Below are 13889 nucleotides of genomic sequence, written 5' to 3'. Positions count from 1 at the left end.
CCTTTCGGGGGTGGGAAAAGGGTGTCAAAAACAATACAAAAGCCGCTTTCAAGAAACGACCCTCTATATATATAGGGGCAGAATTGGGCGCTTTGTCAAGGGTTTTCGCTTTTTTTCACGCAGATTACGCTGATTTTTTTGTGTCACGCAGATTACGCCGATTACGCCGATTTTTAAATAGATTAGGGATGCACAGGATGCTCCGGATGAATCCGGTGTTCCGGCGCTACAACGTAAAAAATCCCTTTTTTATCATCCCAATCCTGTGTATCCCTAATCTATTAAGAATCATGGCCTGGATTCTTCGCTTCGCTCGGAATGACGCGTCTGGTCTGGGTTTGGGTGGTCGTGGGCGGAGGGCTACAAGCCTGTGGGAACACCGGTTTCAACCGGTCGGACCGCCGGATTTATCCGGTGGAAAAGGTGGCGTGTTTTCCTCTTTGTGCCGAATGAATTCGGCACCTACGACCGGATGAATCCGGTGCTCCGGCATGGGCTGGATTTCTCGCTGCGCTCGAAATGACGGGTCGGGGCGGGTTTGAGTGGTCGTGGGCGGAGTCTGGGTGGTCGGAAGGATATTGTGCCAGATGAATCTGGCACCAACGACCGGATGAATCCGGTGTTCCGACGAGTCTATCGCTGGCGCTCAGGATGACGGGTCGGCGCGGGGTTTGAGTGGTCGTGGGCGGAGTTGGGTGGTCGGCAGAACACTGTGCCAGATGAATCTGGCACCTACGACCGGATGAATCCGGTGTTCCGGCGAGCCTATCGCTGACGCTCAGAATGACGGGTTGGTTCGGGGTTGGGTGGTGAAGTGGAGATTCCTGGACAGTCAAAAAAAAACCTTGCCAAAAATACGGCAGACAATATGATGGGTTTATAAACCTGAGATGAGGGATACGTTCCGGCATCGAGGGAGGCGAAATCCCCCGGACAGAACTGTATCTTTCTCCCAAAAAAAATATCAACACAGGAGAAATATATGGAGCCCAAAAGACACGTTGTCACCATTGTGGTGGAAGATGTAGGCGCGGCGTTCAACCCCGTTTCGGAGCTAATCCACAAATTTGCCTCCCACATTTTGATGAGGGTGGGCTATCCCATGCGCGATAAAAACGTGTCCGTCATCTTTTTGGTGGTCGAAGCGGACATGGACACCCTCGGCTCTTTCTCTGGTAAACTCGGCCAAATCAGGTCTGTAAACGTAAAAACAATAACATTGAAGATATAAAATGGAGAAAAAATGAAAATCAGCACCGAAGGCTTGAAATCCTTTATCCCCACGGCAAAAATTGAAGAATTGATTGCCAGCGAAGCCCACGCCCCGGAATCCCGCATCCGCGAGATAATCGCCAAATCCCTTGATAAAAACCGGCTGGACCCAGACGAAACGGCTGCTCTCGTCAGCGTTAAAGACCCCGAATTGAGACAGCTCATCCTCGATGGCGCCCACGAACTCAAGGAACGCATCTACGGCAATCGTATCGTGCTTTTCGCCCCGCTCTATGTGGGTAACGAATGTATAAACGACTGCGTCTATTGCGGTTTCCGCATCTCAAACAAGGAATGTGTGCGAGCCACGCTTTCCCACGACCAGTTGATTCACGAAACCGAATCCCTGGTGGAAGCCGGTCACAAACGCCTGATTATGGTCTATGGCGAACACCCAAAATATTCCCCGGAATACATCGCCGAAACGGTGCAGACGGTTTACGACACCAAATATAAAAAGGGCGAGATTCGCCGCGTGAATATCAACGCCGCGCCGCTGGACATCGAAGGCTTCCGGACTGTGAAATCCGTCGGAATCGGAACCTACCAGATTTTTCAGGAAACCTATCACCAGCCCACCTATGAAAGGCTTCATCCCAGCGGGCCTAAAAGCAACTATCTCTGGCGTTTGGACGGCCTCGACCGCGCCATGCAAGCCGGAATTGACGACATGGGTATCGGCGCCCTCATGGGACTTTACGATTGGAAATTCGAGGTTTTGGGCCTGCTCTACCACACCATCCACCTCGAGGAAAGATTCGGCGTCGGACCCCACACCATCTCCTTCCCACGCATCGAACCCGCCATCGGTACAGACTTTGCCACCCATCCGCCCTACCAGGTTTCAGACGAGGATTTCAAGCATCTCGTGGCGGTTCTGCGCCTCAGCGTGCCCTACACCGGGATGATTCTCACCGCCCGCGAACCCATCGCCGTCCGCAACGAAATCCTGCGCTACGGCGTTTCCCAGATTGACGCCGGCTCCAGTATCGGAGTGGGCGATTATTCCGCCAAAAACGACGAATCCAAAAAGAAAAGCCAATTCGTTTTGGGCGATACCCGCAGCCTCGACGACGTGATTTACGAGCTCGCCAAGGGCGGCTACATCCCTTCATTCTGTACCAGTTGCTATCGTGCCGGACGTACCGGGGAACACTTCATGGAATTTGCCGTACCCGGTTTTGTGAAGCGTTTCTGCACGCCCAACGCCCTGCTCACCTTCGCCGAATATCTCTATGACTTTTCCTCCGAACGCACCTTGAAAGCGGGTTTGGAACTCATCAACAACGAACTTGCCAAGATTGAGGATGAAAACATGCGCCAAGCCGTCACCCAGAAATTGGGGGAAATGAAGGAAGGAACGCGGGACCTCTATTTCTAAGCAAAGCCCCGCGGATACTGGATTAAACCCTGCTGAGCCTAATCAGTGGGCAATATCCAATCCAGGCGGGTGACAGAAAACCCATAGAGCTGGTTTTTATCCAGCGTTAAAAGTTCGGCCAGGACGTCGTAAAGCGATGGACTGGCCAAGCTTTTTCCGATTAACAGACGGTTGTTTTGCCATTGGGTGGAAACAATAATCTCGCGTAAATCGTAGGTCTTGCTGCGTTTGGGTGTGGTTTTGGTGAACAGGTGGGATTCGCTTGCCAAAAACTCTTCTAGACGCTCTTGGATTGTCGCCACCAGCTCCTGAGGAATATCGATGATTACAACCTCCCCGCTGGGAACCCTACCCTTGCCGTGAATCAGTTCGCTGTCCAAAAATCTCAGTTCTGGAATCCCACGGACGTTGAAGGCGGCGGCGATTTCCTCCTTGGAAGGTCGGCTCCAAAAGGAAATATCACAATATTCGCAAACGCTTTCCACCCCCAAAGGCAGGGGCGGACAGAGGCTCACCCTCGGATGAGGCGAAAACCCCTCGGTGAAAACCGTTGGTAAGGGCATCTGACCGATGAAGCGGAACAACATCCTCATCCAATCCAGGTGTGAAATGAAGCGCAGAACGCCTTCCTTGGCATACCAGAGGCGGAACCGGTGTTGTTGCTTGCCTTTTGAGGGCAGGAAGGATATCGTCCCCTGGCTCAGCGGCTCGCTCGGCGGAGCCAGGATGGTTTGCAGTTCATCCCCGCAAATTCCACAATCCGAACACACTTTCCTGCAATCCGGGGTACTTTCCCCACGCATGGCTTTTGCCCATTCTTCACGCAGAAAATCCTTGGTGATACCCAGGTCGATAAAGTCCCAGGGCAGAGGAGCTTCCAGCGCTTTTTCCCCCAGATATTGGTTCATTTCCAGCCCCGTTTCCTCAAACGCGGCGTCCCAGATGGAAAAATTAAAATGTTCGTTCCAGCCGTCAAAACGGGCGCCATTTTCCCAAGCTTTACGGATGGCTTTCCCCACCTTCTCATCCCCCCGCGAAAATACGGCTTCCAGGATGGAACTCTCTATGGTGTGGTATTTTATGCGGATGTTACGTTGACGGAAAAAAGCCTGTTTCACGCTCAGACAACGCCTCAGAATCTCTTCCCGTGAAAGCATGGACGCCCACTGGAAGGGTGTGAAAGGTTTCGGCACGAAGGGGGAGAGGGTCACGCTAATCTGTAAACGCTTGTCCAGCGCGGCGATACGGCGAATCAACCCCGTGATGGCTTCGATATCCTCGTCTGTTTCTGTGGGCAGCCCCACCATGAAATAGAGCTTAACCCTCTGCCAGCCGAGCCCGATGGCGATTTTCACTCCCCTCAGGATATCCTCTTCCGTGATGTTTTTGTTGATAACATCGCGCAAACGCTGGGAACCCGCTTCCGGAGCCACTGTCAGCCCCTCGCGTCCCAGTTCACTGAGGAGTTCCACGGTCTCATGGTTAAGCGCGTCCACCCGCAGGGAAGGCAGGGAAATATGGGTTCTGTCCGTATCCACGCTCTTCAGAAGTCCCTGCAAAAGCTCCGTCACCCGGCTGTAATCCCCGCTGGAGAGCGAAAGTAAACCCGCGTCGTCCCAGCCGCTTAGCTCGATTTCATTGAGGATTTCCTTCTGAACCGAACCCGCATCTCGTTCCCGTACAGGGCGATAGAAATATCCAGCGTGACAGAAGCGGCAGCCTCGCGAACAACCGCGCATTATCTCCGCCACACAGCGATTGTGGGTGGCGAGTTGCCAGGATAGGATTTGAGGACTGTGGAGTTGATGGCCAAGGGCGAAGGAAGCGAATTTCCGCCCCACAATCGTTTTCCCTTCATCAAGCGCCGGAACCCAACAGCCCGCTACCTTGGAAAGCTCTTCCAGCCTCTCTTTACGGGCTGAAACGCGCTTGAAAACCTCCGCCATCTCGATGATGGCTTCCTCCGCTTCGCCGATGAAAAACACATCCACAAAGTCTGAAAGAGGAAGCGGGTTGGTGGCGCAGGGTCCTCCCGCCATGATGATGGGCTGGCTTTCGTCGCGTTCTTCACGGCTGAGCGGTATTCCCGCCAAAGGCAATGTTTCCAAGAGGTTGGAATAGGTGAGTTCGCTCTGCAGGGTCACGCCCACGAGGTCAAAATCCCCCAGTGGACGCCGGCTTTCCAAGCCAAAAAGTGGAAGCTCTTTCCGCCGTAGAAGCTCAATCATATCCACCCAGGGAAGATAGGCCCTGTCTGCCATCACGCCGTCAACGCGATTGCAGATGGAATAAAGAATTTTGATGCCCAGATGCGAGACGCCCACCTCATAAACATCGGGATAAACAAAGCAAAAATTCACATCCTGCCAGTCTTTACGGACGGCGTTAATCTCGTGGTCGATATAGCGCGAAGGCTTTTCCACGAGGGGGAGCAGGGCTTCGAAGCGTACTTCCGGCATGGGCTTAATGTGAGCGGATGCCAATGTTTATCTGGTGTTCATCGCCCCAACGGATGAGCGATTGACAGGCTGGGTTGTCCAAAAGCTGCGCTTTGGCTTCCTTGGTTGCGTCTGGAAAATCTTCCAAAGTCTCGTCGTAATGACATTCCTGAAGGTAAAAACTATCTCCAGGCCTCAGGAGTTTGCGGATTCGCTCCATATCCTCCCAATCGAAAATCCTCTCGAAAAAGGTGGTGCGAAATTCATAGGGCTTGCCGCTTTCACGCAAAATATCCATGCTGAAAAGGATGTGATTCATCGGTACGGACGAACGCGAAATCAGCCGGTAAAGCTCCGGCGGAGCCTTCAAATCCATCGCCCAATAATCCACAAGCTCCTCATCCGCAAGGCGTTGTAAAACCTCCGGATGGGAGCCGTTCGTGTCCAGCTTCACCAAGAATCCAATGTATTTAAGCTGGCGGATAAAGCGTACCAAATCGGGCTGAAGCGTCGGCTCGCCGCCGGTCACCACCACCGCGCCCAGCTTCCCCTGCCGCTTTCTCAGAAAATCCAAAACCTTGCCCGTGGAGAGCGGTTTCCCAAAGCGGGAGGGGTCAACCAATTCCGGATTATGACAATAGGGACAGCGGAAATTACATCCCTGCGTGAAGATAATGGCGGCGAGCTGTCCGGGATAATCCAACAGCGAAAACTTTTGAAAGCCGCCAATCTTCATTTTCTATTCACAAAACCTGATGTCGCGAACCGCCGGGGCTGTTTTCACGCGTATTTTTGATGGTGTCGAAGGTCGTTCTCATCTTAAATTCGGCTTTTTTGCCCTCGTTCCATTGCGAAACCGGCCTCAGATAGCCCACGATGCGTGAAAAAACCTCGGTTTGTTTCTGACAGGTGGGACAGGTGTGCTGTTCGCCAACGAGATAGCCATGAACGGGACAAATGCTGAATGTGGGCGAAAAAGTGAAGTAGGGAAGGTGATAGCTGTCACAGATGGTTTTCACCAGTTTGCGGATGCTCTCACCGTGTTCAACTCTCTCTCCGCCAAAGATATGCAACACCGTTCCCCCGGTATATTTGGTCTGAAGCTCGTCCTGAAGGTCCAAAACCTCGAAAATATCGTCGGAAAAATTCACCGGAAGCTGGGAACTGTTCGTATAAAACGGCGTGTCCGACCCACAATTCGCGCAGATAATATCCGGATGAAATTTCTTGTCCAAAATGGCGAGCCGATAGCTGGTTCCCTCTGCTGGCGTGGCTTCCAGGTTATAGTTGGTTTCTGTTTCCTCCTGGATTTCCACCAGGCGTCCCCTCAGATAATCCATCACCTTCAGCGCGAAAAGCCGCCCATCCTCGGTTCCCAGATTCTTGCCCAAAAAGTTCATCGCCGCTTCGTTCATGCCAATGATTCCCACGGTGGAAAAATGGTTTTTCCAATATTCCAAAAAGCGCTCATAGATGTTTTTCAAGTAGAAACGCGTATAGGGATAAAGCCCGTTAAGCGTATATCTTTCCAATATCTTACGCTTGATTTCCAAACTGTTTTTGGCGATTTGGAGATTCTCCTCCAACAGCGCGAAAAATTCCTCCTCACTCTTGGCGCGATAGCCGATGCGGGGAAGGTTCAGCGTCACCACTCCGATGGAACCGGTCAGCGGATTCGCCCCAAACAGCCCGCCACCTCTGGCTTCCAGCTTGCGCGTATCCAGCCGCAGGCGACAACACATCGAGCGCGCGTCGTTGGGGTCGAGGTCGGAATTCACAAAGTTCGAAAAATACGGAATCCCATATTTCGCGGTGGCTTCCCAAAGATAGCTGAGCTTGGGGTCGCTCCAATCGAAGTCCTTGGTAATATTATAGGTTGGGATGGGGAAGGTGAACACTCTTCCTTTGGCGTCGCCCTCAATCATCACCTCCAAAAAGGCCTGATTCAACATATCCATTTCGGCGCCAAATTCCCCGTAGGTCTCTTTTTGCTCCTCACCGCCGATGATAACCGGCGTATCCTTATAGATATCGGGTGGGAGGAGGTCCAGCGTGATGTTCGTAAAAGGCGTCTGAAAACCCACGCGGGTGGGGACGTTGATGTTGAAAATGAATTCCTGAAGCGCCTGTTTCACCTCGGTATAATCCAGCCCATCATGGCGGATAAAGGGCGCCAAAAGCGTGTCAAAATTGGAAAAAGCCTGCGCTCCCGCCGCTTCGCCCTGAAGGGTGTAAAAGAAATTCACAATCTGTCCCAAGGCGCTGCGGAAATGCCTTGCTGGTGAGCTTTCCACCTTTCCTTCCGCCCCGCAAAATCCAGTTTTCAACAGGTCCATCAAATCCCAACCCACACAATAAACCGAAAGCTGGCCCAAATCGTGGATATGAATGTCGCCCTCAAGGTGGGCGCGACGAATTTCGGGAGGATATATCTTGTTCAGCCAGTAGGTTTTACTGATTTCACTGGCGATATAATTATTCAAACCCTGGAGGGAATACGCCATGTTCGAATTCTCATTCACCTGCCAATCCAGCTTTTCCAGATATTGGTCAATCAGTTGAACCCCGCCGGTGTTGAACATATCCCGGATGCGGGCGTGTTGGTCGCGATATATAATGTATGCCTTGGCGGATTTTTTATAGGGAGAAGCCAAAAGAACCTCTTCCACAATGTCCTGAATGCGTTCCACTTCCGGAATCGCGTCGTCGATAATCTGAGCCGCCAGATTAACCACCCGCGCGCTCAAAACCTCCGCCGCGTCCAGCTCGAATTCACCTGTAGCCTCGCCCGCCTTATGAATGGCGCGCACAATTTTTTGCTTGTCAAAAACGACAATATTCCCGTTGCGTTTCCGGATTTTCGAAAACATCAAAAACCTCCCTTGCGGTCTATATCTATAATCTCTTTATTTATCAATGTCTTATGAATTTACAATCCACTTTAAGCTCTTTGCGTTCAGAGCCAATACATCCACATAATTAGGAACTTAGCGATTCTGTCAAGCCATATTTGCCCTTTTTTGTGAACTTCTGTGGACACTTTTCCATAATCCTGTGGGTATCAGCCTAATGAGGCTCAAAAATTCTTTTTCCAGCCCCGAAGCCAATCCCAAGGCCACCCTGAACCAGCCACCTTCCCCAGGCTGAAAATCTCTCTCCTTTCCCGGCCTTCCTTTCACCCCCAAAAGCTTGCCAATTCAGCCTCGGCGGCTTCTGTGCAAGATTCTGATTGACACAAACTGCGGGGACGCCAGTCTTGGCGCATGATTAAGCTGAAATGGAATGGAACCCGCCTTTCCGAGAGCCCCGAGCTGCCCGGTGGCTGGGTGTTTTTTTGTTTTCGTCAGGCCGGAGAGCCGCTCTGGTGCGGAATCACCCCGAATCTGGCTGTCCGCCTGAATTTCATCCGGAAAAAAGCGGAAATCGACACCCGCTTTGCCGAAATCGCGGCACTGGCGGACACCCTCGAACTGGAAACCCAGCCGCGAAGCGTGGACGCCCTCATCCGCCTCAAACTTTTCTTGAGCCAAAACAACCTTCCCCACCAACAGATGATGCAGCCCAGCCGGGATTACGCCTACCTCGCGCTCGACGCCCACCGCTTTCCTTTCGTCACCCAAAAAGACGACACCAACGACAGTTGGACCTACGCCGGACCCTGGCGGGGACGCTTTTTCCTCTATGAAATCATGGACAGCCTGAGCCGAATCCTGAAGCTACCCTATTGCGAGACAAACACTTATCCCTGTCAAAAACTGGACGACGGAATCTGTAATGGCTGGTGTCTGGCGCTGGAAAATGGCGACGAAGCCACCCTGTACAAGCTCCATAACCTCCTGCGCGAAGCCTATTTACACCCTCAAAACGGAATTCTGGAAATGGTCGCCGTGGAGCGGGTAAAATATTTCAACGACCTCGATTTTGCCAAAGCCGACCTTCTGGATGAGGAAATCGAACGCCTCGAAAGCTATCGCGACTGGCTCAATTTCCTCTACGTCACCAAATCCCTGAGCTGGGAGGATGAGGGTTTTGGCGTTGAAAACGGCGTCCTGCGCTGGTGTGAAGTCAATGGAATCCGCCACGATTTCCACCCCAAGGAGACTCAATACCGCGAAAATGAGACGCTTGCCATCAATCTAACTGATACAGACGAAAGACGTTTGCTATACGAATATCATGTAAAACATCGTAAAGGATGATGTATGTTCAACCAAATCAAGAAATTGGATATTGTTTTCAAAAGCCAGCGGGGTAAGGTCAGAGACATCTTTGACCTGGGGGAAACCCTCCTGATTGTCACCAGCGATCGCGTTTCCGCCTTCGATGTGGTCTTTCCCCAAACTTTGACCGGAAAAGGCGCCATCCTCAATCAAATCGCCGTTCACGCCTTCAAGCTGACTGCCCCCCTCGTCCCAAACCATTTCATCACCGACGACGTTGACGCCTATCCCCATGCTCTCAAACGCTTTAAACCTTACCTGGAGGGGCGTAGTATGCTGGTGAAAAAGCTGAAAATTATCCCCTTCGAGTGTATCGTCCGCGGCTATCTCAGCGGCTCTGCCTGGGCGGAATACAAAGTCTCCAAAAGCGTTGGTGGCTTGCCCTTACCTCCCAAAATGCGCGAAAGCGAAGCCTTCCCCGAGCCCATTTTCACGCCCTCCACCAAAGCCGACCAGGGCCACGATGAAAACATCACTTTCCTCCAGATGCGCGAATCCATGGACCCCGCTCTGGCTGACCTCGCCCGCGATTATTCCCTCAAATTATACACCTGGGCCCACGCCAAACTGAAGGAAAAAGGTATCATTTTGGCGGACACCAAGTTCGAATTCGGGCTTTTGGACGGCGAACTCCTCCTGGGTGATGAAGCTCTAACTCCCGATTCATCAAGGTTTTGGGATTCATCTCAATACAGCCTCGGAAAAACCCCCGCCAGTTTCGACAAACAAATCATCCGCGACCACCTCACCCGTATCGGCTGGAACAAAAAACCACCCGCGCCGCTTTTACCACCTCACATCATCCAAAAAACAATGGACCGCTATCAACAAATCCGGGACATCATTCTGGGAGGAATCGATTGAAAGAAATGACAATTTGTATCGTTGACGACGAGGAGAGCATCGTTTTATCACTTCGGGAACAGCTCCGGGCTTCCTGCCCCAACTGGACAATTTGCGGCTTCTATAACGGCCTGGACGCCCTCCACGAGGTCATCGCGGGAAACATCGACCTCGTCATCACCGACATCGCCATGCCCGATATGGACGGCTACGAGCTTTTTTCCCGCGTCAAAGCCCACGACCCCGCCCTGCCGGTGATAATGATGACCGGCTTTGGCTACGACCCCGACCACGTCCTTTTACGCTCCAAAACCGACGGCCTGAAAGACGTTTTATTCAAACCCTTCGATGTGGAAAAACTCATCGCCCTCATCGATGCCAAATTTGGCGGGGAATGCTGATTGAATCTACAAGAGCTGGCGCGCCGACACCTTCACCAACGCAGCGCTCTCAGCCATCTGCTTCTCCCTTTGGGAAACCTCAACGCCGCGCTTCAAACCCTGCGCCGAAGCCGCTTTCAAGGCTGGCGCGCTCCCTGCCGGGTGGTCAGTGTGGGAAATCTGGGGAGCGGAGGTAGCGGAAAAACCCCTTTTTGCGTCTATTTGGCGCTCTTACTCCAGGAAATGGGCATCAAAGTCGCGCTCTCTCATCGTGGCTGTGGCGGAAGCCGGGAACGCTTTCCCAGCCTCGTTTCCAACCGCTCAAACATCATCCTGGGCGTCAAAGATTCCGGTGACGAAGCCCAGCTTTTGGCTCAAAAACTTCCCGGAATCCCCGTCGTGGTGGGGAAGAGGCGGGTGGCGGCGATTTCCTTGCTTTTGGCGGAATATCCCGACCTCGATGTGGTGATTCTGGACGATGGTTTCCAACACCTCAAAATCGCCCGCGACCTCGATTTGGTCTGCTTCGACGCCAAACTTGGCCTCGGAAACGGACGCGTCATTCCCGCCGGTTGGCTGCGTGAACCCCTCTCGGCTCTCCAAAGCGCGGACGCCCTGGTTTTAATCCAAAAAGAAGCCCAAACCCCATCCCTGGGAAACCTCCCCGCCAGCGCCAGAACCGCCCTCAAATGCTTCTATCAAGCCCTCGATGTCATTGACTCCCAGGGAAATGCCTTTCCTCTCGACATCCTCCAAAACCGAAAACTAGTCCTGATTTCTTCCATCGCGCTGCCGGATTCTTTCGAGGACAGCGTCCACGCTCTCGGTCTCAACTGGGAAACCCATTTCCGCTTTCCCGACCATCATCCTTTCTCCCAGCCCGCCGAAATCGACCCCATCCTCCAGGCTCTTGGCGACGACGGCGTTCTGCTCTGCACGGAAAAGGATTTACCCAAACTCGCCCTCCATAAATCCCTGAACCCTTTGGCCCTCAGAATGAAACTTGTCTGCGCTGATGAACCCCGCTTGAAGCGGCTGGTGTTGGAAAAAGTGCGGGATGGCGACTGATGGAACACCGGTTTTAAGGTTCACGCGGATTAGCGCAGAAAAAATGTCACGCAGATTACGCCGATTACGCCGAACCAACGCGTTATCCTGGGTTTGGGTGGCAAAGTGGAGACTGTTGGAGCACCGGTTTCAACCGGTCGGACCCGCCGGATTTATCCGGTGAAAAAAGGTGGCGGGTTTTCCTCTTTGTGCCGAATGAATTCGGCACCTACGACCGGATAAATCCGGTGTTCCGGCGCTACAACGTAAAAATCCCTTTTTTATCATCCCAATCCTGTGTATCCCTAATCTATTAAGAATCATGGCCTGGATTCTTCGCTGGCGCTCAGAATGACGCATGGGCGCGGGTTTTCTGCCTAAAGGGCGGAGTTGGGTGGTCGGCAGAACATTGTGCCAGATGAATCTGGCACCAACGACCGGATGAATCCGGTGCTCCATCCACGCTATCGGCGCTATCTGCGTTTTTTTCTGCGCTAATCCGCGGGAACCCTAAAACGCTAAAACCCCGCATCCAGCAATTCATACCCCTTCACCATCGGCAAAAGCCTCGCCTCCACCGCTCTTTTCACGCTCCGACAGGGAAGCGCGCCATCCTCAATATCCGCGCGTGTGATATGCTCCAAATCGAGCTGCGGATACAGCCCCGCCATCGCATACATCATCATCAGATAGGCGTTATACCAGGTGACGATGTTCGGACCATCAAAGTTTTTGCGGCGGTAAAGATCCGCGTAAACCCGAAGGTCATTGCAAAAACCCTCGGACGGGTTCAAAGAGCGCAGATTTTTCGCAATCGTCGCGAATCTGCGGTTTTGCGTGGATTCCCTGGGTTTGGCGTAAGTCCTGCACAACATACGCTTTAGCCGGGGATTGTAGTAGTAAATCAGGCCATCACACTTTCCCTGATAAGCCTGAATCATGTTTTTGAAAGTTACCTTCATTTTTTATCCTCCCTAATTTTTTTGTTCTTAAAAATGACTCCAACTGCCTGTAAAGCCATACTTTAGACAATCCCAAGGCCTCCAAAAAACATCAAAACAATCATTTCGGAAGTGTTTGGGATGAGTTCAGCTTGTCTTTAGTATCTAAGCAAGATTCCCCTCCATATATAGTGGGTAACAAAATTGGGTTTCCCGCAGATATTCGCTGAAAAAAACGCGGATTGCGCCGAGGGTTCACGCAGATTACGCCGATAACGCTGATTTATATATAGCTTACGAAAGCGCCGGAACACCGAATTCATTCGGTCGTTGGTGCCAGATTCATCTGGCACATGAAACAAGTCCACCATCCTTTTCACCGGATAAATCCGGCGGTACGACCGGTTGAAACCGGTGCTCCAACAGTCGCCATTTCACCTCCCAAACCCGCGCCAGACCGTCATTCCGAACGCACGTGAGAAATCCAGGCCTTGCCGGAGCACCGGATTCATCCGGTCGTTGGTGCCAGATTCATCTGGCACAATAAACAAACCGCCACACTTTTCCACCGGATTCATCTGGGACAATAAACAAACCGCCACACTTTTCCACCAGATTCATCTGGCACATGAAACAAGTCCACCATCCCTTCCACCGGATAAATCCGGCGGTACGACCGGTTAAAACCGGTGCTCCAACAGTCGCCACTTCACCATCCAAACCAGCGCCAGACCGTCATTCCGAACGCACGTGAGGAATCCAGTCCTTCTTTATGTCCTTTACCTCCACCCTCCACCAAGCCTGCTTATTATATATCCATGTTCCGCAAGGGATTATGCGAATAATAAGCAGGGGATAAAATGGCGTGCTTATTATTAACCCCATACGTATCAGTGAGTTATGCGAATAATAAGCAAATAAGCACGCTCTATTCCCCCCGGAGAGGAGTGGTTGTAAATGCTATATTATATATAGATAATAAAAAATAAAACTATATAATAATATAATAATATATCTATATACCATATATACAATTACACATCTACCTTTTTGCATCATCTCCCTAAGCCCAGCTTTCCAATAGAGAGCCTGTTTTTGCTTATTATTCGTGTATCTGCATGCAGGATAAAGGCTTATCATTAAGCAAGATAAAAAGCGCCTTGCTTATTATTCGATTGTGAGGATTCTCACCAAGCAGCATGCCCCCCTCCGGGGAATAGAGAGTGCTTTTCTGCTTATTATTCGTGTATCTGTTTGCAGGATAGATAGTTATCATTAAGCAAGGGGGAAAGTGACTTGCTTATTATTCAAAAAAAGGGAGAGGATTTACCTCTCCCACAGTATTTTGCGTTAGTGCATCATTACTG

At 51.7% G+C, this 13889-nt stretch carries 11 protein-coding genes; 6 read left to right on the top strand and 5 right to left on the bottom strand.

Annotation, left to right across the window (positions count from 1 at the left end; genetic code table 11):
- Positions 1–407 precede the first annotated feature (407 nt).
- Positions 408–911, bottom strand: coding sequence for a hypothetical protein (locus tag GX135_03830; protein ID NLN85221.1), 504 nt, complete (start codon positions 909–911; stop codon positions 408–410).
- Between the two features lie 71 nt (positions 912–982).
- On the opposite strand from GX135_03830, the gene GX135_03825 reads away from it, so the two are divergent.
- Positions 983–1231: an iron-only hydrogenase system regulator gene (locus tag GX135_03825; GenBank protein NLN85220.1), complete on the top strand. Its 249-nt coding sequence runs from the start codon at positions 983–985 to the stop codon at positions 1229–1231.
- Positions 1232–1243: 12 nt separating this feature from the next.
- Positions 1244–2653, top strand: a complete 1410-nt coding sequence (gene hydG / locus GX135_03820; GenBank protein NLN85219.1) for a [FeFe] hydrogenase H-cluster radical SAM maturase HydG — start codon at positions 1244–1246, stop codon at positions 2651–2653.
- Positions 2654–2691: 38 nt separating this feature from the next.
- On the opposite strand, the gene GX135_03815 is transcribed toward hydG, so the two are convergent.
- Genes GX135_03815 through GX135_03805 form a run of 3 tightly spaced genes read right to left on the bottom strand, consistent with a single transcriptional unit; the run spans position 2692 to position 7961 of the window.
- On the bottom strand, positions 2692–5136 hold the full coding sequence (locus GX135_03815) for a TIGR03960 family B12-binding radical SAM protein (GenBank protein ID NLN85218.1): 2445 nt from the start codon (positions 5134–5136) through the stop codon (positions 2692–2694).
- Positions 5117–5827 (bottom strand): anaerobic ribonucleoside-triphosphate reductase activating protein, encoded by a 711-nt coding sequence (locus tag GX135_03810; GenBank protein NLN85217.1) that lies wholly within the window; start codon positions 5825–5827, stop codon positions 5117–5119. The genes GX135_03815 and GX135_03810 overlap by 20 nt, the downstream gene beginning before the upstream one ends.
- A gap of 7 nt (positions 5828–5834) precedes the next feature.
- On the bottom strand, positions 5835–7961 hold the full coding sequence (locus tag GX135_03805; protein ID NLN85216.1) for a ribonucleoside triphosphate reductase: 2127 nt from the start codon (positions 7959–7961) through the stop codon (positions 5835–5837).
- Between the two features lie 393 nt (positions 7962–8354).
- Between GX135_03805 and GX135_03800 the strand changes: the two genes are divergently transcribed.
- The 4 genes from GX135_03800 to lpxK are packed head-to-tail and all read left to right on the top strand — an operon-like array spanning position 8355 to position 11602.
- Complete coding sequence (locus GX135_03800; protein NLN85215.1) at positions 8355–9290, top strand: hypothetical protein; 936 nt, start codon at positions 8355–8357, stop codon at positions 9288–9290.
- Between the two features lie 3 nt (positions 9291–9293).
- Positions 9294–10175: a phosphoribosylaminoimidazolesuccinocarboxamide synthase gene (locus GX135_03795; GenBank protein ID NLN85214.1), complete on the top strand. Its 882-nt coding sequence runs from the start codon at positions 9294–9296 to the stop codon at positions 10173–10175.
- Between the two features lie 5 nt (positions 10176–10180).
- A complete protein-coding gene (locus tag GX135_03790; protein ID NLN85213.1) occupies positions 10181–10555 on the top strand; it encodes a response regulator in 375 nt (124 codons plus the stop codon).
- On the top strand, positions 10556–11602 hold the full coding sequence (gene lpxK, locus GX135_03785) for a tetraacyldisaccharide 4'-kinase (GenBank protein ID NLN85212.1): 1047 nt from the start codon (positions 10556–10558) through the stop codon (positions 11600–11602). It abuts the gene before it with no gap.
- A gap of 497 nt (positions 11603–12099) precedes the next feature.
- On the opposite strand, the gene GX135_03780 is transcribed toward lpxK, so the two are convergent.
- Positions 12100–12543: a hypothetical protein gene (locus tag GX135_03780; GenBank protein NLN85211.1), complete on the bottom strand. Its 444-nt coding sequence runs from the start codon at positions 12541–12543 to the stop codon at positions 12100–12102.
- Positions 12544–13889: the final 1346 nt, after the last annotated feature.

This window comes from Candidatus Cloacimonadota bacterium, from assembly GCA_012522635.1.
In the GTDB taxonomy this organism is placed as follows: Bacteria; Cloacimonadota; Cloacimonadia; order Cloacimonadales; family Cloacimonadaceae; genus Syntrophosphaera.
Note: the sequence above shows the minus strand (reverse complement) of the source record. Positions and strands in the feature narration are given on the sequence as shown.